Origin of the sequence: Moraxella sp. TY6 (assembly GCF_048551375.1) — a bacterium.
GTDB lineage: Bacteria > Pseudomonadota > Gammaproteobacteria > Pseudomonadales > Moraxellaceae > Faucicola.
Window position 1 is genome coordinate 23,473 of record NZ_JBLYZJ010000017.1, and the last position, 22,553, is coordinate 46,025.

The 22,553-nt window shown below is 44.2% G+C and carries 24 protein-coding genes; 16 read left to right on the plus strand and 8 right to left on the minus strand.

All coding sequences use genetic code 11. The annotated features are described in order from the left end of the window. Positions 1-16: 16 nt before the first annotated feature. From ACK1U4_RS10675 to ACK1U4_RS10740, 14 genes are all read left to right on the plus strand, one after another. A complete protein-coding gene (locus ACK1U4_RS10675) occupies positions 17-799 on the plus strand; it encodes a M48 family metallopeptidase (RefSeq protein ID WP_419401702.1) in 783 nt (260 codons plus the stop codon). 84 nt (positions 800-883) lie between these two features. Next, entirely contained in the window at positions 884-1,219 is a 336-nt protein-coding gene (locus ACK1U4_RS10680) for a BolA family protein (protein WP_419401679.1), read from the plus strand. 16 nt (positions 1,220-1,235) lie between these two features. Beyond that, the gene (locus ACK1U4_RS10685; protein WP_419401680.1) at positions 1,236-1,601 is read left to right on the plus strand and encodes a SirB2 family protein; all 366 of its coding nucleotides are present in this window, start codon (positions 1,236-1,238) and stop codon (positions 1,599-1,601) included. A gap of 30 nt (positions 1,602-1,631) precedes the next feature. Continuing rightward, a complete protein-coding gene (locus ACK1U4_RS10690; protein ID WP_419401681.1) occupies positions 1,632-2,021 on the plus strand; it encodes a hypothetical protein in 390 nt (129 codons plus the stop codon). A 334-nt stretch (positions 2,022-2,355) separates the two neighbouring features. After that, positions 2,356-4,056, plus strand: coding sequence for an AMP-binding protein (locus tag ACK1U4_RS10695; RefSeq protein WP_419401703.1), 1,701 nt, complete (start codon positions 2,356-2,358; stop codon positions 4,054-4,056). A 75-nt stretch (positions 4,057-4,131) separates the two neighbouring features. Then, complete coding sequence (locus ACK1U4_RS10700) at positions 4,132-5,739, plus strand: carboxyl transferase domain-containing protein (protein WP_419401682.1); 1,608 nt, start codon at positions 4,132-4,134, stop codon at positions 5,737-5,739. A gap of 272 nt (positions 5,740-6,011) precedes the next feature. After that, a complete protein-coding gene (locus ACK1U4_RS10705) occupies positions 6,012-6,806 on the plus strand; it encodes an enoyl-CoA hydratase/isomerase family protein (RefSeq protein WP_419401683.1) in 795 nt (264 codons plus the stop codon). Then, on the plus strand, positions 6,794-7,285 hold the full coding sequence (locus ACK1U4_RS10710) for a hypothetical protein (RefSeq protein ID WP_419421670.1): 492 nt from the start codon (positions 6,794-6,796) through the stop codon (positions 7,283-7,285). The genes ACK1U4_RS10705 and ACK1U4_RS10710 overlap by 13 nt, the downstream gene beginning before the upstream one ends. Before the next feature lie 15 nt (positions 7,286-7,300). Further along, positions 7,301-9,346 (plus strand): acetyl/propionyl/methylcrotonyl-CoA carboxylase subunit alpha, encoded by a 2,046-nt coding sequence (locus ACK1U4_RS10715; protein WP_419401685.1) that lies wholly within the window; start codon positions 7,301-7,303, stop codon positions 9,344-9,346. Between the two features lie 57 nt (positions 9,347-9,403). Continuing rightward, a complete protein-coding gene (locus ACK1U4_RS10720; RefSeq protein ID WP_419401686.1) occupies positions 9,404-9,946 on the plus strand; it encodes a hypothetical protein in 543 nt (180 codons plus the stop codon). A 13-nt stretch (positions 9,947-9,959) separates the two neighbouring features. Beyond that, complete coding sequence (locus ACK1U4_RS10725; RefSeq protein WP_419401687.1) at positions 9,960-10,880, plus strand: hydroxymethylglutaryl-CoA lyase; 921 nt, start codon at positions 9,960-9,962, stop codon at positions 10,878-10,880. 9 nt (positions 10,881-10,889) lie between these two features. Then, positions 10,890-11,720 carry a hypothetical protein gene (locus ACK1U4_RS10730; RefSeq protein ID WP_419401688.1) on the plus strand — a complete coding sequence of 277 codons (831 nt, stop codon included), beginning with the start codon at positions 10,890-10,892 and terminating at the stop codon, positions 11,718-11,720. Between the two features lie 45 nt (positions 11,721-11,765). Further along, on the plus strand, positions 11,766-11,966 hold the full coding sequence (locus ACK1U4_RS10735; protein ID WP_419401689.1) for a hypothetical protein: 201 nt from the start codon (positions 11,766-11,768) through the stop codon (positions 11,964-11,966). Further along, a complete protein-coding gene (locus ACK1U4_RS10740) occupies positions 11,932-13,107 on the plus strand; it encodes an isovaleryl-CoA dehydrogenase (RefSeq protein WP_419401690.1) in 1,176 nt (391 codons plus the stop codon). Before ACK1U4_RS10735 ends, ACK1U4_RS10740 begins: the two co-directional genes overlap by 35 nt. A gap of 51 nt (positions 13,108-13,158) precedes the next feature. On the opposite strand, the gene ACK1U4_RS10745 is transcribed toward ACK1U4_RS10740, so the two are convergent. Both ACK1U4_RS10745 and ccmA read right to left on the minus strand, forming a co-directional pair. Then, positions 13,159-13,857, minus strand: coding sequence for a heme exporter protein CcmB (locus ACK1U4_RS10745; RefSeq protein WP_419401691.1), 699 nt, complete (start codon positions 13,855-13,857; stop codon positions 13,159-13,161). A 145-nt stretch (positions 13,858-14,002) separates the two neighbouring features. After that, positions 14,003-14,710, minus strand: coding sequence for a heme ABC exporter ATP-binding protein CcmA (ccmA, locus tag ACK1U4_RS10750; RefSeq protein WP_419401692.1), 708 nt, complete (start codon positions 14,708-14,710; stop codon positions 14,003-14,005). A gap of 129 nt (positions 14,711-14,839) precedes the next feature. Here ccmA and ACK1U4_RS10755 point away from each other — a divergent pair, with 129 nt between their 5' ends. Further along, positions 14,840-15,583, plus strand: coding sequence for a YbjN domain-containing protein (locus ACK1U4_RS10755; RefSeq protein WP_419401693.1), 744 nt, complete (start codon positions 14,840-14,842; stop codon positions 15,581-15,583). A gap of 13 nt (positions 15,584-15,596) precedes the next feature. Next, complete coding sequence (gene xerD, locus ACK1U4_RS10760; RefSeq protein WP_419401694.1) at positions 15,597-16,541, plus strand: site-specific tyrosine recombinase XerD; 945 nt, start codon at positions 15,597-15,599, stop codon at positions 16,539-16,541. A 7-nt stretch (positions 16,542-16,548) separates the two neighbouring features. Here the strand turns inward: xerD and ACK1U4_RS10765 are convergent, their stop codons facing one another. The 6 genes from ACK1U4_RS10765 to ACK1U4_RS10790 form a co-directional block, all read right to left on the minus strand. Continuing rightward, positions 16,549-17,454 carry a putative RNA methyltransferase gene (locus ACK1U4_RS10765; protein ID WP_419401695.1) on the minus strand — a complete coding sequence of 302 codons (906 nt, stop codon included), beginning with the start codon at positions 17,452-17,454 and terminating at the stop codon, positions 16,549-16,551. A 17-nt stretch (positions 17,455-17,471) separates the two neighbouring features. Further along, entirely contained in the window at positions 17,472-18,020 is a 549-nt protein-coding gene (locus ACK1U4_RS10770; protein WP_419401696.1) for a hypothetical protein, read from the minus strand. A gap of 278 nt (positions 18,021-18,298) precedes the next feature. Continuing rightward, positions 18,299-18,958, minus strand: a complete 660-nt coding sequence (locus tag ACK1U4_RS10775; RefSeq protein WP_419401697.1) for a TPM domain-containing protein — start codon at positions 18,956-18,958, stop codon at positions 18,299-18,301. A 177-nt stretch (positions 18,959-19,135) separates the two neighbouring features. Then, complete coding sequence (locus ACK1U4_RS10780) at positions 19,136-20,446, minus strand: TPM domain-containing protein (protein ID WP_419401698.1); 1,311 nt, start codon at positions 20,444-20,446, stop codon at positions 19,136-19,138. Positions 20,447-20,620: 174 nt separating this feature from the next. Next, positions 20,621-21,355 (minus strand): LemA family protein, encoded by a 735-nt coding sequence (locus ACK1U4_RS10785; RefSeq protein ID WP_419401699.1) that lies wholly within the window; start codon positions 21,353-21,355, stop codon positions 20,621-20,623. Between the two features lie 222 nt (positions 21,356-21,577). Beyond that, a complete protein-coding gene (locus tag ACK1U4_RS10790; RefSeq protein ID WP_419401700.1) occupies positions 21,578-22,198 on the minus strand; it encodes a nitroreductase family protein in 621 nt (206 codons plus the stop codon). Between the last annotated feature and the right edge of the window lie 355 nt (positions 22,199-22,553).

A 22,553-nucleotide genomic window follows, 5' to 3' on the forward strand; every position in this document is an offset into this window, starting at 1 on the left:
ACTTGTCCTTGCCACCATGATGGCGACCGTGGGCTTGACCGCTTGTTCTAGTACCACCAACACAGGGGCGATTGGGGTCAATCGTAATCAGCTATTGATGGTATCTGACCAAGAAGTGCTACAGATGTCCAATCAAAGCTACCAACAAACCCTCAAACAAGCCCTTAGCCAAGGCGTGCTGGATACCAATACCGCTCAACTAAAACGTGTCACCCAAATTGCCAATCGCTTGATTAACCAAGTGGGGGCGTATCGTCCTGATGCACAGCGTTGGAATTGGGAAGTGCATACCATCAAAAGCAATCAGCTCAATGCCTATGTTTTACCTGGTGGTAAAATTATGATTTATTCAGGGATTATTGACCGTTTGAATCTGACCGATGCTGAAATTGCCGCCATCATTGGGCATGAGATGGCTCATGCGTTGCGTGAACATGCTCGTGAGCGGATGTCACGCCAAGTTGCCACCCAAACAGGCATTGGTATTGCCGCCAGTGTGTTGGGATTGTCGCAAGGTCAAGCACAGCTTGCAGGATTGGCAGGGGATTTGGGATTATCGCTACCCAATAGCCGTACCCAAGAAACCGAAGCCGACTTGATTGGGTTAGAATTAATGGCTCGTGCAGGCTATGACCCAAATTCAGCCGTGACCCTTTGGAGAAAAATGCAAAGTGCCGAAGGTCAAGGCGAACCACCGCAGTTTTTGAGTACCCACCCTGTGAGTGCCACTCGCATCGCCAACTTGCAAGCCATGATGCCAAAAGTGTTGCCACTTTATCAACAAAGCAAATATCGTTAATCCCCAAAAATCATGTTACACTACCCAAAAGTTTTAACTTTTGGGTTTTTTGTTTGACCTATTTAATAGCATTTAGGAATACTTATGAACCAATCCACCCTTGCCACGCCTTTGGCAGATGAGGTCACTCAACGATTACAGGCACTTAACCCCATTTTTTTGAATTTAGAAAATGAATCCATGCGTCATGCAGGATATTTTGAGGGAAAAGAGAGCCATTTTAAACTGGTTATTGTCAGTGACAGTTTTGCAGGCAAGCGTTTGGTACAACGCCATCAGTTGGTATTTGGCTTGGTCAATGACTTGCTTGCCCAAGGTGGCGGAACGATTCATGCCTTTTCACTGCATACTTATACTGCTGATGAATGGCAAGGACAAAATCCGCAATCGCCAAATTGTGCAGGACAGAATAAAGGCTAATCGGTAGGAATTTTGTATGAAACATCTTCATATGTTGATGGCAGTGCTAACCATTGCCATTTTTGTGTATCAATTTATTCAAATCATGCGTGGCAAAAATGCACAGTTGCCAAATAAAGGGCTAAAAATCGCCAGCCACGTGATTTATACCTTATTACTGATAGCAGGGGTGATGACACTTATGCCATTGCTAAAGGTCATTGGTTTTCCTCACTTTATCTTGGCGAAAATTATCCTCTTTGTCGTGGCGATTTCAACAACTATCAAAGCCACTCGTCTTACCACGCCAGCCCCCCAAGCCAAAGCAGGTATGCTTCTTGCCATGATTGCGTATATCGGTATTGTCGGTTTGGCGGTGATGAAGCCGATGAATTTGTTTTGATAAATGTAAAAAATAAAATTAGGAACGCTTATGAAAAAATTAACCCTTCTTGCCCTTGCGACCTCAGTTATCAGCACTACATTTGTTGGCTGTGCCACCACCCCAAGCCCAGAGTATATTTCGCCCAATACTTACCAAACCTACGATTGTAACGCCTTATCAAACGAATACAACCGTGTGACCCAATATATCAACGCCAACCAACACCAAGGCGGTTTGACCATGTCTGGCGTGGGGATTGGCATTGGTATCGGACGTGGGGGCATTTATCCCAACATCAGCCTTGGGGTTGGTCAAGCCAACACCGCCAACCGTAGCAACCTTGCCATTGCGATGGGGCAACGTGATGCCATGATTCAGTCTGCACGCCTTAAACAATGTGGCTTCGCTCAAGGGCTAAAATTATCTAGCGAAAAATAATTACAATTTTTCATTCCCTCCCCCACCCTCTCCCACTAGGAGGGGCGTACCTGCCTTGCCGATGATATTGGTATGGCAGGGTTTTTTTGGCATTTTTTCACAGTTTTTAGCGTATTATGATAGAAATTGTATCGTTTTAGGTTGACAATATCATAATTTTTTGATTAATATGACTCAATGCAATAATCATAAAACAAGGATGTTGAGGGGTATGATTAAAGCCCCTCTGCATATCAAAACAATTAATACTGCCTCATACTAAATTCACACTACCGTATACTGTAGAAAGGACGCTACCATGACCACTGATGTGCTAAACCTACCTCGCATCGAAATGGGGGCAAAATCTGCCAACGCCCCACTTACCCAAAGCTATGACAAAGGCCCTGTTACACCCCTCATTGAAATGACCATTGGTGATTTTTTTGACAAAATCGCTGAACAAAATCCTGACAAAGAAGCCCTAGTTTCTGCTCATCAGAATATCCGCCTCACCTACCGTGAGCTACAACGCAAAGTCAATCAACTTGCTAGTACCATGATTCGCATGGGGCTACAAAAAGGCGACCGTGTTGGTGTTTGGTCACATAACAATGTCGAATGGGTATTGATGCAGTTAGCGACCGCCAAAGCAGGGATTGTATTGGTCAATATCAACCCAGCCTACCGTATTTTTGAACTTGAATACGCCATCAATAAAGTTGACTGTCAAGTGTTGGTGCTAATGCGTCACTTTAAATCTAGTGACTATGCGGTAATGATGCAAGAGCTTGCCCCAGAAGCTCGCCATCAAGATTACAAAAACCTTGAGTTGATTCAATTACCGAACCTCAAGCGTGTGGTATGGATTGATAACCCAGACTCAACCGAAGATTTTGGCTTTATGCAAAAATTCTCAGAGTGGATTGCTGAAGGTGATGCCGATGACCCAGCCGTAGCCGAACGTGCCAAAAAACTCAATCCTAACAACCCAATTAACATTCAATTTACCAGTGGTACGACAGGTACGCCAAAAGGTGCGACTCTTACCCACCGTAATATCTTGAACAACGGTTACTTTATCGGTGAAGCGATGAACCTCACCGCAGATGACCGTCTATGTATTCCTGTACCTCTTTATCACTGCTTTGGCATGGTATTGGGTAACTTAGCCATTTTGACGCATGGCGGTACGATTGTGTATCCGAATGACGGCTTTGACCCGATTACCGTCCTAGAAACGGTACAAAAAGAAAAATGTACAGGCTTGCATGGCGTACCAACCATGTTTATCTCTGAACTTGACCACCCAGATTTTGCCAATTATGACCTATCGACCCTCCGCACAGGCATTATGGCAGGTTCAAGCTGTCCGATTGAGGTGATGCGTCGTGTAATTGACAAAATGCACATGAAAGAAGTCACCATCGCCTATGGCATGACCGAAACCTCGCCTGTTTCTTGCCAAACTAACGAACACACCCCTATCGAAAAACAAGTTTCGACTGTCGGTCTAGTACAGCCTAATTTGGAAGTAAAAATCGTCAATCCAGACACAGGTGAAACCGTGGCAATTGGTGAAACAGGTGAACTGTGTACCAAAGGCTATTCGGTGATGCTTGGCTATTGGAACGACACCAATAAAACCGCTGAAGCTATTGTGGATGGTTGGATGTACACAGGTGACCTTGCCACGATGGACGAAGAAGGCTATATCAAAATCGTGGGACGTAGCAAAGACATGGTAATCCGTGGCGGTGAAAATATTTACCCTGTGGAAATCGAAAACTACTTATACCGTCACCCCAAAGTACGTGATGTGCAGGTGGTCGGTGTGCCTGACAAGAAATTTGGTGAAGTGTTGGCAGCGTGGATTATTCCGAAAAAAGACAGTAACTTAACCGAGCAAGAAGTCCGTGACTTCTGTAAAGACCACATCGCCCACTACAAAGTACCGACCTATATGAAGTTTGTCGAAGAGTTCCCAATGACGGTGACAGGCAAAATTCAAAAATTCAAAATCGTAGAAGCGATGAAAGAAGAATTGGGTTTGTAATTTTTGAAAAATTTATGACATGGTAGGGGCGTATTGAATACGCCCAACTAAAAAGCTAAAAAATTAGGTAATAATATGACCATCATTCAAAGTAAACTTAGCCCTAACGGTGCGGAATTTCAAGCAAATAGCCAAGCCATGCAAACCATTGTCGATGACCTCAAAACCAAGCTTGCCGTCATCGCCCAAGGTGGCAGTGAATCCGCTCGTGCCAAACACATCGCTCGTGGCAAACTCTTGCCTCGTGAGCGTGTCGAACGCTTGCTTGACGCAGGTACGCCATTTTTGGAAATCTCACCGATGGCAGCCTACGGTATGTACGACACCGATATCCCAGCGGCTGGCGTGATTGCAGGGATTGGGCGTGTCGCAGGCATTGATTGCATGATTGTGTGTAACGATGCCACTGTCAAAGGCGGTACTTACTACCCAATGACGGTCAAAAAGCATTTGCGAGCCCAAGAAATCGCCAAAGAAAACCGCCTACCTTGTATCTACTTGGTGGACTCTGGTGGGGCAAACTTACCGAACCAAGACGAAGTTTTCCCAGACCGTGACCATTTTGGACGCATTTTCTTTAACCAAGCCAATATGAGTGCCGAAGGCATTCCGCAAATTGCCGTGGTGATGGGAAGCTGTACCGCTGGCGGTGCGTATGTTCCTGCGATGAGCGATGAGTCGATTATCGTCAAAGAGCAAGGCACGATTTTCTTGGGAGGCCCGCCACTGGTCAAAGCTGCTACAGGCGAAGAAGTGACTGCCGAAGACTTGGGTGGTGGCGATGTGCATACAAGGCTTTCAGGTGTGGTTGACCATTTGGCACAAAATGACCTACACGCTTTGTCATTGGCTCGTGATGTCGTGGGCAATCTAAATCGCAGTAAACCGACCCTTGCGACCCAAATCGCCCCACGTGCACCAAAATACGATGCCAAAGAACTGTACGGCATTATCCCGACCGATACCCGTAAGCCGTTTGATATCCGTGAAGTCATCGCTCGTATTGTCGATGCTAGTGAATTTGATGAGTTTAAAGCCCGTTTCGGCACGACTTTGGTATGTGGTTTTGCCCATATCGAAGGGATGCCAGTCGGTATCATCGCCAATAACGGTATTTTATTTAGCGAATCGGCTCAAAAAGCCACGCATTTTATTGAGCTGTGCTGTAAACGCAAGATTCCATTGGTGTTTTTGCAAAATATCACAGGCTTTATGGTCGGTCGCAAGTACGAAAACGAAGGTATCGCTCGTCATGGGGCAAAAATGGTGATGGCGGTTGCCAATGCCAAAGTGCCAAAATTCACCGTGATTGTCGGCGGTTCGTTCGGTGCAGGTAACTACGGTATGTGTGGTCGTGCGTATAGCCCACGTTTCTTGTGGATGTGGCCAAACGCTCGTATCTCGGTGATGGGTGGCGAACAAGCCGCTTCGGTACTGGCTACCGTCAAGCGTAGCCAATACGATGCTAAGGGCGAAACATGGTCAGCGGAAGATGAAGAAGCCTTTAAAGCCCCAGTCCGTCAGCAGTACGAAGACCAAGGTCATCCGTATTATTCATCGGCACGTCTGTGGGATGATGGCGTGATTGACCCTGCGGACACTCGTAAGGTGTTGGCGTTGGGACTTAGCACGGCGTATAACGCACCGATTGAAGATACGACCTTTGGTGTGTTTAGAATGTAAATGATAGTGCTTTAAATTAGCAATAAGACAGGTTTAGTAGGGGCGTAATGCTTACGCCCAAAATCTCAAGCTTTTATGCCTAATTTAATCCAAGATAAGTAACTGAACAATATTAAATTATAATTTCATTAACCCCCTCTAACTCCCCCTTCACAGGGGGAGAACCGCTCCCTCCCCTGCTAAGGGGAGGGCTGGGGTGGGGTCATAAGTATTGGTATTTAATTTTGCTTCATTACTTACCAAATCCGTTTAAATAAAATACAGAAAATATTATGAATCAGCCAAATTTTGAAAATTTATTATTAACGATTGAAAACCACGTCGCCACGATTACGTTAAATCGCCCAGACAAACGCAACGCCTTTAACGATGAAGTCATCAGCGAACTCACCCAAGCCTTTCGCTTTTGCGGTGAACAAGCGGACGTTCGAGCTGTGGTCTTATCCGCCAATGGCAAAGCATTCTGTGCAGGGGCGGATTTGAACTGGATGCGAGCGATGGCGGATTACACTCGTGACGAAAACTTGGCAGACGCAGGCAAACTTGCGACCATGCTCAAGACCATTTACGATTGCCCCAAGCCGACCATTGCCAAAGTGCAAGGCGATGTGTATGCAGGTGGCATGGGCTTGGTGGCGGTGTGTGATATTGCCGTGGCGGTCAAAAGTGCCAATTTTTGCTTGAGTGAAGTCAAACTTGGCTTGATTCCTGCGACCATTAGTCCGTATGTGATTCGTGCGATGGGGGTGAGAATGGCTCACCGTTATTTCTTGACGGCTGAGGTATTTGATGCCACAGAAGCCCATAAAATCGGCTTTATCCATGAGCGTGTCGATGAGGAAGAATTAGATGAAACGGTGGAACGTCTGTTAAAACCACTTGTTACCAATAGCCCAAATGCGGTCAAGGTGTGTAAAACTTTGGTGCAAGATGTGGCGTATGCGGATATTGATGATAAGTTGATTGCCGATACGGTGGCAGGGATTGCGGATATTCGTGCGTCTGATGAGGGTAAAGAGGGCGTGCAGTCGTTCTTGCAAAAACGTAAGCCAAATTGGTTGATTTAATGGTTTATCTACTGGCTCACAGTTATCCAATACAAGATAACGAATTTGAAGAAAAGCTGATTGGTTTTTACTCAACCCTTGATAACGCTAAACAAGCCATTTTACGCTTAACAACCCAAAACGGCTTTAAAAATTATCCGAATGACTTCGTGATTCGCTGTTTGACACTCAATGAATACTTTGAATGTGATTATTTACGAGATTGTGGCGAAGCGGTCACAGCTGTTGCAGAAAATATCGAAAATAGCCAGTTTGGTGAGTTAGACATTATCGATTTTTTGATTTATGAACACAGTTATCAGATAGCAGATGATATTTGGCAAGATGATGTAAAGTTTTTTGGTGTATTTGATAAACAGATTGGCTCTGCTTACTATGCAAGTTTGAAACAGCGATTTACTCAAGGTGAGTTATTTGTATCAAGTTATCGATTAGACACAGACCATTGGGAAGAAGGGTTTGTTACCGTATCTTATTAATGAAGGAATTTAAAAATGTTTTCAAAAATTTTAATCGCCAATCGTGGTGAAATCGCCTGCCGTGTTGCCAGTACCGCAAAAAAAATGGGCGTGCGTACCGTTGCCGTCTATTCAGACGCTGACCGCTTTGCCAAACACGTTGCCGTCTGTGACGAAGCTGTCTATATCGGTGGTTCTGCCCCCAAAGATAGCTACCTACGTTGGGAGCGTATCCTAGAAGCCGCCAAAAAAACAGGCGCACAAGCTATCCACCCAGGCTACGGATTTTTGAGCGAAAATGACGAATTTGCCAATGCCTGTGAGCAAGCAGGCTTGGTATTTATCGGGCCGCCTGCCTCTGCGATTACCGCCATGGGGCTAAAAGCCGAATCCAAACGCTTGATGGAATCTGCCAACGTACCCTTAATCCCGGGGTATCACGGCACAAACCAAGACCCAGAATTTTTACACGCAGAAGCCGACAAAATCGGCTATCCTGTACTTATCAAAGCCAGCTCTGGCGGTGGTGGTAAAGGGATGCGTTTGGTCGAAAAATCCGAAGACTTTATCGAAGCCCTTGCCTCGTGTAAACGTGAAGCCATTAGTAGCTTTGGCAATGACAGCGTACTGATTGAAAAATACGCCCTACGCCCACGCCACATTGAGATTCAAGTGTTTGGCGATACGCATGGCAACTATGTGTATTTGTTTGAACGTGATTGCTCGGTACAACGCCGTCACCAAAAAGTGCTAGAAGAAGCCCCAGCCCCTGATGTCAGCCTTGAGATGCGTGAAGCGATGGGAACGGCTGCCATTAATGCTGCTCGTGCGGTGAATTATGTCGGTGCAGGGACGGTGGAGTTTATCGTTGAGCAACGTCCAGAAGGCATGAATTTCTATTTTATGGAAATGAACACTCGCCTACAGGTCGAACACCCAGTTACCGAAGCCATTACAGGTACGGATTTGGTCGAATGGCAATTGCGTGTTGCCAGTGGCGAACCACTACCTAAAACCCAAGCGGAACTTACCATTAATGGTCATGCGATTGAAGCACGGATTTGTGCCGAAAACCCAGACAATAATTTCTTACCTGCGACAGGTACGCTAAATGTGTATCGCAAGCCAGAACACACCGCCTTTAATATCAGCGATGTGCGTATTGACGATGGCGTGCGTGAGGGCGATGTCATCAGCCCTTACTACGATTCGATGATTGCCAAACTTATCGTCCATGCCCCCACTCGTGAACAAGCCCTTGCCAAACTTGACCATGCTCTTGCTCAAACTCGCATTGTCGGCTTGCCAAACAACGTGGCGTTTTTGCGTCATGTGGTGCAATCAGATTCGTTCAAAAATGCCAATCTTGACACCGCTTTGATTGAACGTGAAAAAGACGTGCTATTCGGGCAACAACGTGGCGAACTGGCTTGGTTAGTGGCGACAGCAATTATCAATGAGCTTGCAAATGAAGCCCAAAGCCAAAACAATGACCCATTTAGCAAAACCGATGGCTGGCGTGCGTATAGTAACTATGAACGTCCATTTGACTTGGTTTACCATGAAAAACCGCTAAAGGCTGTATTGAGTAAGTTAGACGGACAGCAATTCCAACTGGCAGTATTTGCGGTGGAAAAACAAGAGGGCAAAGCGGATAGCTTGACCCCAGTTTACACAGGGGAAATCCGCTATTTACCGCAGTCTGCCGACACCTTTACCGTGTGGCTTGATGGCACTCGCCAAACGCTACAAGCATGGATTGACAACGAGCAAGTGTATATCTTCTCGAACCGTGCCAGCGATGTGATTACCCTTGTCGATAGCATGGCTCATGTGGGCGAGGAAGCCCAAGATGCAGGTAGCCTCAAGTCGCCAATGCCGGGGCAAGTCGTGGCGTTCCGTGTCAATGTCGGCGATGTGGTGAAAAAAGGTCAGCCACTGGCGGTGATTGAAGCGATGAAAATTGAGCATACCATTAACGCCCCTGCCGATGGTACGGTGATGGAATTGCTGTTTAAAGCAGGTGACTTGGTGTCGGATGGCGATGAATTATTGAAATTGGAAACCGATGGTAAAAAGTAAATTTTAACCGTTGCGTAACTATGGAATGTAACCCATTCAACAAGTGATGAAATTAAAATGATGAAAAAAACTTTCGCTATTTTTATATCAAGCCTATGTTTGGTGGGTTGCCAAAGTGATTCAGCCGTCACTAAAAATATTGCTCATGACTTAGCTTGTGGTACATCCGTTGGGAAAAACAACTTTTGTACTGATGAAAATTTAAAAGTAGAAATTGTTGAAGGTATTAAAATTGGTGGCGTTGATGGGGCATTGTTTTATAACTCAACCGTTGGCGAAAACCAAAAGTTAGTCGATTTGATAAAACGTGCATTAGCCAAAGATAAGACCGCCATAAAAGATTTGCTAAATTTTAACTGCGGTGGTGGTGCAGGTTGCTATGATTTGGGATTTATATTTTCCCAGTTGGTTTTTAAAATCGGTGAAGATGAATTTATCAGGTTGATTGACGGTTTTAGCGAAGATGATAAATCAGCGTTGAAATTTTTTATTAGTGCAGGATTGGAATACGGTTATCCGCTTGTCAGTCAATCACCTTATAAATCTCGAACCATTGAAACAGAATTTCCTAAACTTAACCAAGTTTTGATAAATAATTAAAGGTAATAGAAAAATGCAGTACCCAAAATTTGTACAAATCGTTGATGTCGGTGCAAGGGACGGCTTGCAAAACGAAAAACAAACCGTACCCAGCGACATCAAAATCGAACTCATTAACGGTCTCATGGACGCAGGTATCACCAAGCTAGAAGCCACCAGTTTTGTCTCCCCAAAATGGGTACCACAAATGGGCGATAACAGCGATGTGCTAAACGGTATCGTCAAACGTGATAACGTGGTGTTTTCGGTACTTACGCCCAATATGAAAGGCTTTGAATCCGCCCTCGCCCACAAAGACGACTTTAGCCAATATGAAGTGGTAATTTTCGGCTCGGCAAGTGAAGCCTTTAGCCAAAAAAACATCAACTGTAGCATTGCCGAGAGTATCGAGCGTTTTGCCCCTGTTGCCGAAAGTGCCAAAGCACACGGTATCAAGGTGCGTGGCGTAATTTCCTGCACCGTTGGCTGTCCGTATGAGGGCGAGATTAGCCCTGATAAAGTCGCTTATGTCACCGAAAAACTGGTCGGCATTGGGGCGGAGCATATCGGTATCGCCGATACCATTGGCGTGGGTACACCGCTTAAAGTACAAAGAGCGATTGAATCCGCCCTTAAATATATCGATATTGACAATATTTCTGGGCATTTTCACGATACTTATGGGCAAGCCTTGAGCAATACCTTGGCTTCGTTACAGATGGGCGTATGGCAGTTTGATACGTCAGTAGCTGGGCTTGGCGGTTGTCCGTATGCCAAAGGTGCGACTGGTAATGTCGCCACAGAAGATGTGGTGTATCTGCTACATGGTATGGGGATTGACACTGGTATTGACCTTGATAAATTGGTCGATGTGGGGCAGAAGATTAGTGATTTCTTGGGTCGGCAAAATGGCTCAAAAGTCGCAAGAGCGATTTTAAATAAACGTTTAGGATAAAATAATTAGATGTTAAATCAAGCCCAAATTATTGATTATGCTTATCACTTTGTACTCGAAAAAAGCCAAGTAGATAAAAAACGGCTTGATTATTATCTCAATCAATTTCAAGAAACTGTAAATATCAGAGAAAAATCTTTAAATTATATCTATAAGTCTTTGTTAGGCTCTTGTAAAAACACAGGTAGAATGACAAATGCCATTGGTAATATTGATGATTTAAATGATGTCTTATTTAATTTTGACCCAATTAAAGTCAAACAAAATTTTAGTGATTGGGAAGCGGTTTTTCATGCAATCCAACAAGCAAATATAAGACATCAAGACAAGTTTAACTTACAAAACTCTTTAAACTCATGGGTTAGATACTCAAAATCTATTTTTACTGGGGCAACTTTTTTAGCCGAGTTTGAAAGCTACAAATCTTTTTCCGATTTTGTTGATTGTTTTGTAAAAGATAATAATCCAAATTTGCAGATAGCTTTACCTTTACTTTTGAAAGAAGAAATTTTTGGTTTAGGTTTTGCCTTAGCGTGCGATTTTATTAAAGAAAATGTTTCTGATAAATATGTTAAACCTGATACACATATCAATGATATTTTGATAGGTATTGAAGTTTGTAATGAAGATGATTCAAATTTTACTATTTTTAGAAAGGCAATTAATTTTGCTAATGCAACAGAAAAATCACCTTATTATATCGACAAACTGTTTTGGCTAATCGGTAGTGGTTATTTCTATGAAAACAATCAATACCCAACAAGACTAGATTTCCAAAAAAATTTAAAAAAGCAATTTATTAATGAAATCAATAACCTCAATAGAACTAATGTAAAATAGGTGCGTACAACGCACCCTACTGGATTAAATTTCACATAAACAACTATGACATTACGAAACAAACAACCCAAACGCCAAATGGGAACGCTAAAAGACAAAATTAGCATACCAGAGAATTTTGATAATGCGTTTGCCGATGAAATTATCGCTTTATTTCACGGCGACAAAGAACGCCCACCACACACTTTATCCACTAAAAAGGAACTTCACCATGAATTTAGGACTCGACTACCAACTCGGCGATGACATCAACGCCCTCCGTGAAACCGTCAAAGCATTTGCCGATGCCGAAATCGCCCCTCGTGCTGCCGAACTTGACCGCACCGACCAATTCCCAATGGACTTATGGCAAAAAATGGGCGACTTAGGTCTTCACGGTATCACAGTACCTGAAAGCTACGGTGGCGTGGACATGGGCTATGTCGCACACATGGTTGCGATGGAAGAAATCAGCCGTGCCTCTGCCTCAGTCGCCCTAAGCTATGGCGCACACTCAAACCTATGTATCAACCAAATCAAACGCAACGGCACAGAAGCCCAAAAGCAAAAATATTTGCCAAAACTTATCAGTGGTGAATTCATCGGTGCATTGGCAATGAGCGAAACGGGTGCAGGTTCGGACGTGACTAGCATGAAAATCCGTGCCGAAGAAAAAGACGGCGTATATGTGCTGAACGGCTCAAAAATGTGGATTACCAACGGCCCTGATGCAGACGTGATGGTGGTATATGCCAAAACCAACCCAGAACTTGGGGCAAAAGGCATTACCGCTTTCTTGGTCGAAAAAGGCATGAAAGGCTTCTCTACCGCCCAAAAACTTGACAAACTCGGTATGCGTGGCAGTCACACAGGCGAGATGGTATTTGAAAATGTCGAAGTACCAGCCGAAAACATCATGGGTGGCTTAAACAATGGCGTAAAAGTATTGATGAGTGGCTTGGACTATGAGCGTGCCGTACTTGCCGCAGGTCCTATCGGTATCATGCAAGCCGTGATGGACAACGTCATTCCGTATATCCATGACCGCAAACAATTCGGTCAGTCAATCGGTGAATTCCAATTGATTCAAGGTAAAGTAGCGGATATGTACACTATCTTGCAAGCAGGTCGTAGTTTCCTTTATACCGTGGGTAAAAACTTGGATATGCTTGGCTCTGACCATGTGCGTCAAGTGCGTAAAGACTGTGCCAGCGTGATTTTATGGACTGCCGAAAAAGCCACTTGGATGGCAGGTGAAGGCATTCAAATCTTCGGTGGTAATGGCTATACCAACGAATACCCAATGGGTCGCTACTGGCGAGATGCCAAACTGTATGAAATCGGTGCAGGTACTAGCGAAATCCGCCGTATGCTGATTGGTCGTGAATTGTTTAACGAAACGGCTTAATCTTATCCGCATTAAAAAACCTCACAACATTGTGAGGTTTTTTATCAAGCATCAACTTAACCACGCCAATTTTAAACTAAAGGCAATCACAAATGGGGTGACAATCACCGCCACAATACTCCCTGCCAATAGTAATGCCAAAATCGGCAAGCCATTCAGACCCATCGCCAATTGCCCCACTGCCCCAGTGGCAAAAATCAACACAGGCAACTGCATCGGTAACGCAATCAACGGCACAAGCACCGCCCCACTTTTGAGCGACAAGGTCAAACTGCTGGCAATCGCTGACAGGCATAATAAAATCGGACTACCAACCACAATTGACATCGCTAACGCCACCGTACTATTGAGCGACAAACCAAACAACGGCATTGCCAAAAATGCCAACATCGCCACCATGCCTGCACTCGTGAGCCAATGCACCACCAACCGCACCAACACCCACACAGGCAATGACGCACGAGCCACCACCAGTTGGGCGAGCGTACCATTATCCAATGCAGGACGAAACAGGCTATCCATCCCCATAATCAGCGACAATAGCCCTGCAATCCACACCGCAGGCACACCCAGTTGTTTTAGCAAGTTCGGCTCTGTCCCCATCGCCAGCGGGAACAGGGTAATAATGATTAAAAACAATACCAACGGATACAGCCATTGGACTTTATTTTGTTGTTTGATTTGCCATTCACGTTGCCAAAATTGGGAAAACGTAATGGTGGGTAGGGGTAAAGCGGTCGATTGTGTCATTTTTTATCTTTTCATTTTAGGACTTACGCAAAAAAATCATTTGTTGGGTCGAAGTATGAAAGCCAATATAAACGCTTGGTAACGTTGGGTTTCGCAAACTCAACCCAACCTACAGTCTATAAAAATGTGTAATTTCTAAGGAAAATTAAACCATATAATCTGTCAAATCCAGTTGTTTATTCGCCACGCCCACCGCTTGGTGACTGGTCAATAGTACCGCACCACCACGATTGGCAAAATCTTGCAATAGCGTTTCAATTTTGGCAATCATGTTGACATCAAGGGCAGTGAGTGGCTCATCAAGTAGCCAAAAGGGTTGGCTCTGCACATTGTTTAGCCCAAACCACAGCCGTGTTAAACCAACTCGGCGAGTCTGCCCTGCGGATAATTGATAGCAAGGAATGGCTTCATACCCTGCCAATCCCACCCAATCAAGGGCTTGGTCAAGCTCATCAAACGTGGGGGTAATCCCATATAATGCTAATAAAAAGCGTAGATTTTGCTCAACGGTAAGTTGCAGATGAATGCCAATTTGGTGGGCGATAAATAACGGCTGAATGGGCAGGCTTTTTTTCCCTTGCCAAAAAATTTCCCCTTCAATAATCGGAATCAACCCTGCCAACTGCATGATAAAGGTGGTTTTGCCTGTGCCATTTTCGCCAATCAAATGACAAATATCCCCAGCTTTGAGGGTCAAATTCACCCCTTCGCATAGCGGAAATTCACTCCGTTGGACGGTGAGATTTTGGCAGTTTAACAAACCACTCACAGCCGAGGATGGAATGGTTACTGGTGGCTCGACAGCCGTTAGCATCGAAGAAGGCAATTGGGTCATGGCAGGCGATTGGAGCATGATAGTGGGTTATTTATGTCATCAAATCGCCTATTATATCGTAAAGTTGACCAATGGTTTATAAAAATCAGCCCCAATGGTGAATTTGTGTGCTATGATGATTAATAGTTTGTTATTGTAACATTGATTATGCCGAAATCTACTCAAAGTCTATGGCAACGCTTAAAAAAGCTATTGGGTGTAACGCCTCAACTGCCGACTGATAATAATAACCCAAATAAAAATAACCTTGACGTATCTTCTGCTAGTCATGGTATCACGCTTGATAATGTCAATATTGGTGCTAATCCCACCAATACGAGTCCGTTGTTCCTTAAAAATAATGAGATGAATGTGGATTTGACCCAATTACCATCATCGGATGATATTGAATATTTATTGGAACAATTGGGCTATCATTTTATGTATCATCCGCCTAAAGCCGATGAACCACAAGCGGTGCATCATTACACCATGCAAGTATCCGACCAAACCCATGAGTGGGGCTGTATGTTACGCTATTTTAGCAATCAACAACTGTTATCTATATATAGTATTCTGCCCTTTACTGTGCCAAAAAATCACCGTTCGGATATGTTAGCCGTGGTTAATTATTTGAATTATGACTTGATGATTGGCAATCTTGAGCTGGATATGCTTGATGGTGAAATCCGCTGTAAAACCTCATTGGATATTGAGGTCACAGGGCTAAATGAGGTGGTATTAAGTTATTTATTACAAAGTAATTTTTCACTGATTTCTCAGCTATACGACACCTTAGAAGCCGTGGTCAAAAAACCCAAACCTGCCAAAACCTTAGAGCAAGCCATTGATGATCTCTTGCTGGCTCAACAAGAACAAATGTTTTATGTAATGACCGAAGCCATACAATAACGGATGGCGAATCATGTCCCAAACCAAAGCCCATCACCCACGCAAACCCACGGCTCTCAAGATTGTTGATGAGCCTATTTATCTTCAGCAATTTCGTCAACATTTGGTGGCACGAGGGCTATCGACCAATACTCGTAATGCCTATTTGCGTGACCTATTGACCTGCGAAACCACCCACCCCAAAGCCCTGCCCCAATGGACTAGCGAAGCGGTACTACACTGCATGGGAACGTTATACCAACAAGGCAAAACCGCACGTAGCCAAGCAAGGGCATTATCCGCATTACGTCAGTTTTTTTTATGGCAAATCCAAACAGGCGTGCGAGAAGACAGCCCTTGTGAACCCATTCGCACCCCAAAAATCGGACGCAATCTACCCAAAGACTTATCCGAAGCCGATGTCGAAGCCTTATTAGCTAGCCCAGATACCACCACACCGCTTGGACTGCGTGATCAAGCCATGCTTGAGGTGTTATATGCCTGTGGTTTACGGGTGTCAGAACTGATGAATCTAAGCCTCAGCGAGGTCAATCTCAATGCAGGCTGGCTTCAAGTCAAGGGTAAGGGCGAAAAAGTACGGCTTGTGCCATTGGGTGAAGTGGCATTGGATGTGTTACAGCGGTATTTACTCAACGCTCGCCCGCTATTAACCCTACAAAAAAGTGGGCGAGAGAGCCATTGCCAAGCGGTGTTTTTGACCCAACAAGGCGGTTATATGACACGGCAAAATTTTTGGTATGCCATCAAACGCTACGCCACCCAAGCAGGCATTGAAACCGAAATTTCACCGCATACGCTTCGTCATGCGTTTGCGACACATTTGCTCAATCATGGGGCGGATTTGCGGAGTGTGCAGATGCTTCTTGGGCATAGTGATTTATCGACCACGCAGATTTATACCCATGTGGCGACCGCTCGTTTGCAAGAATTACATGCCAAACATCATCCGAGGGCGTAAGTTAGAATCAGCGTTTATTAAACCCATAAATCACAAAATCCAACGTCAATGCCAACTCTCCCAATTGCTCACAGCGTTGCATTAACGCTTGGCGATTGGTAGGTTTGGCACGGTAAGTATAAGGGGTCATGGTCAACACATCCGCCAATGCCTCACTATTCACCGTAATTTGATGGGTAATCCGCTGTTCTTTGCCCAAGGTAAAATGACTTGCCATTTCATCAATAAATTTATCCGAATCATGGGCTTGCACCTGTTCAAATAAGGCTTCACGCATTTGCACCAAATGATTGGGAGCTGGTTTGGCAATAATCACTTGCCCATTATCTGCCAAAATCCTTGCAAATTCATTGGGTAAAATTGGGCTAAAAATCGAACTAATCACATTCAGCGATTGGTCAAATACAGGCACTTGCGAAGCCGAAGCCACCATCGGATAGCAGGCTTGGGTCGCCAAAAACGGCTTGAGGCGTTTGGCAGTGGCGATGACCGCCGATTTGCTGATATCTAAAGCAAGCAAATGTTTGGGTGAAAGTTGCAAAAATCGCTCAGTATAATAGCCCTCGCCACAGCCAATATCTAGCCAGTTACGCTGTGGGATATCGCTGATAAATTGTTGACAAAAATCTTGTAATCCATCCGCCAATACTTGATAATACCCAGCCGACAAAAACCGCTGGCGAGCCAACACCGCTTGCTCGGTGTCACCTGGATTTTTGGATTTTTTATGTTGGACAGGCAATAAGTTGACATAGCCTTGTTTGGCAACATCAAAGCTATGTTGGCGATTTGGTGAGTTGCTTTGTGGATTGTTTTGCGAGTTATCACCAGTACATTGCCATGTTTTTGCCATAGGCATCAACTCACTATGACACAATGGGCAACGCAATACTCGATTAGCTAGCTTATTCATTGATATGCCGACATTATTTATGATTGGTTTAACAAGGTTTGAACAATCATAATGTCCTCAAAATGGGTTGGCACAGCTTGTGGCATCTTAATTGGTGGGGCGTTAAACTCAATGGTAGGGGTGGATTCGCTATGATTTATTTGTTCTTTAACTGTTGGGGATTCATTGACTTCTATGACATTAATAATTTCATCATCATGTAGATGAGAATAGGTCGCCAAAAAATTTTTTAGGTCTTTATTTTCTGTTTTGTCATATTTCTGATAACTGGGCGTGTTAAAATTTAACTGTACCAAGGATGAATGCGGAAATTGGTTGACCATTTTATCAGTTGAAGCATCAATCTGATATTTGATTAGTCCCTGCTCAGACAGCTTGGGAATGTTAATTTTTTGCAATAAATGAGCCACGACCTGCTCACTGGTATTGCTATTTTTATCCAATAACAATAATAGTTGACGTTCACGGGGCGTTAATAAATGCTGGTTTAACGCTTCTCGACCTAATGCTGTACAGACAATTGCTAATGATACCACTTGATTTTGGTATAAAACCGTGATGTGCATAATGTTCCCCAACTGGCAATATAGCCCAGTTACATGATGACGATGACATTACAATCGTATAAAATGTATAAGTTGATAACTACAAATGATATATTGAAACGTAGTAATCATTATCTTTGATAAAATTTTCGTATAAAACTATAAAGAATAAATAAAAATAACAAATTACTACACTTTAAAAAAGTGCTATTATAGCACTGTTAATCCCTTAATAATACAAGGGATTTTATTTTTTATAATAAAAGTGTCTAAATCACACCTAAAACTCAACAATCCCATTAACGTAAAAAAACCATCTCATCACTCAACTCATTACCTCGAATATCATTTTCCAGTTGATAATGCTGGCGAAGCAACTGCCCAATATCCTGCAACAATGCCACCAAACTATCCACCTGTTTGCCTGCCTTTAGCCCTTCAATCGCCTTGTCACATAGGGCTTGCCACAAGGTCGGCATGACATGGCTATTAATACCCCTATCAGCCACAATCTCAAGACGATGTTCACACACATTCAGGTATACCAACACGCCTGTATTGTCTGCCGTGTCCCATACTCGATAATCCGCAAACACCTGTATGGCACGGTCACGGCTGTTATGCGTGCGAGCAATCTCTAGCGGTAGGTGATTTTCCACCACCAAAAACACCTCGCCACGATGACCTATTTCCGCCTCTCTCACGGCTTGATTGAGGCGTTGCTGTCCCTGTGCGGTAAACCAGCGGTTATGTAAAATCGGCACAAAGGTCACTTGTCGCCACCACCTTGCCCAACTGGGTTTGCCAAGCGTGGCATGAGCGACAGGCGAAGTGTAGGCAATGGTATCGGTGTTAAGCGTTTCTTGAACGGCTTCCACCACAGGCGAATCAGCCGTGGCATTGGCAGTCGTGGTAGGCGTATTAGCGGTCAAGTCGGATGGCAAATTCGGTGCAGTCATGTTCAAATCAATTAAAGTTTAAAAATAGGAAAAGGATTATCAGTATGATTTTGGTCATTACCGATTTGGCTTTTATACTGGTTTAAAATGCTATCCAACAACGCTAAATTGCTGTTATTAGGAATTTTTTTAAACGGATTTTTAAATAATTTCATTTATTAACCTTTATATTCAAATTTACCAGTCACCGCCTGCCCCACCACCGCCGAAGCCACCACCGCCACCGCTAAAACCGCCCCCACCGAAGCCACCGCCTCCGCCAAAGCCTCCACCGCCACCCATCGGTGGCAAGAAAACAATGCCCCCACCACCGCCTCGACCACCACGGTTATTGCTACCGCCTCGACCGAGCAGAATGACAAATAAAATCACCGCAATTAGCAAACTGGCAAAAAATCCTGCCCCCAACAGTGTACCGCCAACCAACACGCCCCCTGCAGTCACGACCGACCCTAAAAAACGCCCTAGCATCCCAGTCAACATCGTTCCCAACACAAAACCAAAAATCGCCAACGCAATCGGCGAGATACCGCCAATGTCTTGTTGGGTTTGTTGCTGGGCATCGGCTTGCTTTAAGACCGTGGGGTCAGTGGTGAGGCGTTCTTCAATGCGGTTAATCCCTGCATTGATACCGCCTGCATAGTCACCTTGCTGAAAATAAGGACGAATATCCTCACTAATAATCCGTTTGGTAATGGCATCAGGAAGCGTCCCCTCTAGCCCATAACCAGTGAGAATATACATTTTGCGGTCATTAATCGCCATGACCATCAGCAAGCCGTTATCGGTGTCTTTATTGCCCAGTTGCCATTTATCCGCCACTTGCATAGCATACTGAAAAATATCTTGCCCATTGGTGGTCGGCACAAGCACCACTGCCATTTGAGCCAAACCACGTTGGTGAATACCACGCAATTTCTGCTCAAGGGCTTGCTTATCACTGGGCGATAATACCCTTGCTTCGTCAATCACTGGATTATTAAGAATCAGTTTATCCGCAGAAACAGGGGCTTGGGTGGATTGGCGTGGGGTGGTGGTTGCTGTGGAATTGGCATTGGCAGAATTGCTTGATGTGCCATTGGCTGACCCATTGGCATTGGCTGAGTTGGCAGATGCGTTGGGAAATAAGGCATCATTGCCGAGCGTATCTCGAATGGCTTCATTGCCCAATACCGCATCATTAACGGCTTCGTTTTGTTGTCCAACTTTGGAAATCGCCACCATATCCTCAACGGTGGTTGAGGTCACGGCTTGGTTTTTGCTAGTCGCAGAATTGGTAGAATTGACCGTAGCCGTGGCAGTTGCGTTGGCGTGGTTAGCAGTCGCTTGGTGGGCGGTGGCGGTTTCTGCCCATACAGTAGGCGACAGCATGGGCATGGGCAATGCCATTGCCATAGACAGCATCAGTGAGTTGCGTAACTTGGAAAGCGGTCGTTTTTCCGAGCCAACTAAAGCGGTTGAATTTGCCTGTGCCTTTAAATATCCCACCAATGATTCCTTAAAATGGCTAAATTTTTCCAATGACTTGATGAATTAAATCAGAAATAATAGTTCGAGGGCTTGGGCGTATGCAATACGCCCCTACAGACATTATTTCTTTAAAATTCAAAAAGTAGGGGCTTATTGAATAAGCCCAACTTGATGTGTTTAATACGATTAGGCTTAATTCGCTGTTGCATTAGCGGTGTTACCAACAGGTTGTCCACCTGCATTGGCGGTATTTGGATTAGCGACAACTGGCTGACCGCCTGCATTAGGCTGTGCGGTGGCTGTACCTGTGTTGGCAGTGCCTGTGTTGTTGCCAAAGTCCACGGTTGGAGCGGTTGAAATTTGGGCTTCGTTTGCCACGGTAAAGTTAGGGCGTGTGTGCATACCAAAGACTTTGGCGGTTAAGTTGGTTGGGAATTGACGCACGGTGGTATTGTAGCCTTGTACGTCTTGGATATAGCGACCACGAGCCACGGTGATGCGGTTTTCTGTGCCTTCAAGCTGGGCTTGTAGTTCTTGGAACTGACGGTCAGCTTTAAGGTCTGGATAACGCTCTGACACTGCCATCAAACGTGATAACGCACCGCTTAATTGGTCTTGGGCTTGTTGGTATTTTTTGAAGGTTTCTGGGTCATTTAGCACTTCTGGGGTGACTTGAATGGTCGTGGCTTGCGAGCGTGCTTGGGTGACTTGGGTCAAGGTGGCTTGTTCGTGTTGGGCATATTGTCCGACAACTTTCACAAGGTTTGGAATCAAGTCGGCACGGCGTTGGTATTGGTTGATAACTTCTGACCATGAGGCGTTGATTTGTTCGTCTTGTGCTTGCATGGTGTTGTAACCACAGCCTGTGAGGCTGGTAGAGCCGATAATAACTGCGGTGGCTAATACGAGATTTTTCATGCTTTTCATAATACTTCCTCAAAAATAAGTTAGTCAGCTAAGAGCTTTGCTTTTGAGGGAATTATGAGGATATCTTGGGGGCTTGTAAATTAAATTTTTGTATAGGGGTGTATGGTTTTGTATCTTTTATCAATCATTGAAAAAGCCAATGTTGTTTAACATTGGCTTTTTGTGTCGGTTTGTTGGTTGATGGGGGTATTTTTAACAAACTCCCATTATTTCCCAAACCCTTTATTTGCCAAAAACAGCCAAACGTTTTTCGATTGGTTCAAAGGCTTTTTCGCCAGCAGGGGCAACAATGCCACCAAATACCATTTGGGCAATCAGTTTATAGTCAGCATCCACGCCCCACGCTTGGGCAACAGGTTGCTCGACTAGGTTGCTGTAATGTTGTAAGTTTGCACCGATATTTAGTGAAGCCAACGCATTCCAAATCACGTATTGGTGCATGGCGTTGCTGTGTTCTGCCCAAATTGGGAAGTTGTCGGCATACGCTGAGAAGTTTTCTTGTAAGCCTTTGATAACTTTGGTATCTTCGTAGAACAAAATCGTGCCTGCCCCTGCTTTAAACATTGCCATTTTGTCGGCAGTGGCTTTAAATTTTTCTTCGTCATTGACCATATTACGCAAGATATCGCTGGTCATGTCCCACAATTTTTCGTGGTCTTGACCAAACAACACGACAATGCGAGTCGATTGTGAGTTAAATGATGATGGGGTGTGTAAAATGGCATGTTCGACCAGTTTGACCACTTCGTCATTTGATACAGGTAGTTGGTTGTTAAGGGCATAAATCGAACGGCGAGTTTCTGCAACTTGTTGTAGGGTCGATAGTGCATTTGATTGTGTCATGGTAATTCCTTGATAATTATGAAATGAGAGTTAAATTGAAATATAGATTGTGGTATAACATTAAATAATAAGGTATGGCTGGATTGACATTGATTGCATGGTGTTATCATAACGGATTGGCGGTCGAATAACCGTTTCTTTTTGTAATTATTTTTTAATAATTTATTTCAATATTAAAGTTTAAATTAAATATTTAATTGGGTTAAATTATTTATTATTGGGGTTTTTAACACAAAAACTCTTACTTTTGGATAGCAATTTATCAAATTTTATCTTTATAAGGCTTACGCAAAAATGCCATTTGTAGGTTGGGTGGAAGAATGACACCCAACATAAACCATTGAAATTGTTGGGT

Bases quoted from the DNA above. Each gene is read 5' to 3' on its own strand.
- ACK1U4_RS10675 (WP_419401702.1), top strand. From the start codon at position 17: ATGATGGCGACCGTGGGCTTGACCGCTTGTTCTAGTACCACCAACACA.
- ACK1U4_RS10680 (WP_419401679.1), top strand. From the start codon at position 884: ATGAACCAATCCACCCTTGCCACGCCTTTGGCAGATGAGGTCACTCAA.
- ACK1U4_RS10685 (WP_419401680.1), top strand. From the start codon at position 1,236: ATGAAACATCTTCATATGTTGATGGCAGTGCTAACCATTGCCATTTTT.
- ACK1U4_RS10690 (WP_419401681.1), top strand. From the start codon at position 1,632: ATGAAAAAATTAACCCTTCTTGCCCTTGCGACCTCAGTTATCAGCACT.
- ACK1U4_RS10695 (WP_419401703.1), top strand. From the start codon at position 2,356: ATGGGGGCAAAATCTGCCAACGCCCCACTTACCCAAAGCTATGACAAA.
- ACK1U4_RS10700 (WP_419401682.1), top strand. From the start codon at position 4,132: ATGACCATCATTCAAAGTAAACTTAGCCCTAACGGTGCGGAATTTCAA.
- ACK1U4_RS10705 (WP_419401683.1), top strand. From the start codon at position 6,012: ATGAATCAGCCAAATTTTGAAAATTTATTATTAACGATTGAAAACCAC.
- ACK1U4_RS10715 (WP_419401685.1), top strand. From the start codon at position 7,301: ATGTTTTCAAAAATTTTAATCGCCAATCGTGGTGAAATCGCCTGCCGT.
- ACK1U4_RS10720 (WP_419401686.1), top strand. From the start codon at position 9,404: ATGATGAAAAAAACTTTCGCTATTTTTATATCAAGCCTATGTTTGGTG.
- ACK1U4_RS10725 (WP_419401687.1), top strand. From the start codon at position 9,960: ATGCAGTACCCAAAATTTGTACAAATCGTTGATGTCGGTGCAAGGGAC.
- ACK1U4_RS10730 (WP_419401688.1), top strand. From the start codon at position 10,890: ATGTTAAATCAAGCCCAAATTATTGATTATGCTTATCACTTTGTACTC.
- ACK1U4_RS10735 (WP_419401689.1), top strand. From the start codon at position 11,766: ATGACATTACGAAACAAACAACCCAAACGCCAAATGGGAACGCTAAAA.
- ACK1U4_RS10740 (WP_419401690.1), top strand. From the start codon at position 11,932: ATGAATTTAGGACTCGACTACCAACTCGGCGATGACATCAACGCCCTC.
- ACK1U4_RS10745 (WP_419401691.1), bottom strand. From the start codon at position 13,857: ATGACACAATCGACCGCTTTACCCCTACCCACCATTACGTTTTCCCAA.
- ccmA (WP_419401692.1), bottom strand. From the start codon at position 14,710: ATGCTCCAATCGCCTGCCATGACCCAATTGCCTTCTTCGATGCTAACG.
- ACK1U4_RS10755 (WP_419401693.1), top strand. From the start codon at position 14,840: ATGCCGAAATCTACTCAAAGTCTATGGCAACGCTTAAAAAAGCTATTG.
- xerD (WP_419401694.1), top strand. From the start codon at position 15,597: ATGTCCCAAACCAAAGCCCATCACCCACGCAAACCCACGGCTCTCAAG.
- ACK1U4_RS10765 (WP_419401695.1), bottom strand. From the start codon at position 17,454: ATGAATAAGCTAGCTAATCGAGTATTGCGTTGCCCATTGTGTCATAGT.
- ACK1U4_RS10770 (WP_419401696.1), bottom strand. From the start codon at position 18,020: ATGCACATCACGGTTTTATACCAAAATCAAGTGGTATCATTAGCAATT.
- ACK1U4_RS10775 (WP_419401697.1), bottom strand. From the start codon at position 18,958: ATGACTGCACCGAATTTGCCATCCGACTTGACCGCTAATACGCCTACC.
- ACK1U4_RS10785 (WP_419401699.1), bottom strand. From the start codon at position 21,355: ATGAAAAGCATGAAAAATCTCGTATTAGCCACCGCAGTTATTATCGGC.
- ACK1U4_RS10790 (WP_419401700.1), bottom strand. From the start codon at position 22,198: ATGACACAATCAAATGCACTATCGACCCTACAACAAGTTGCAGAAACT.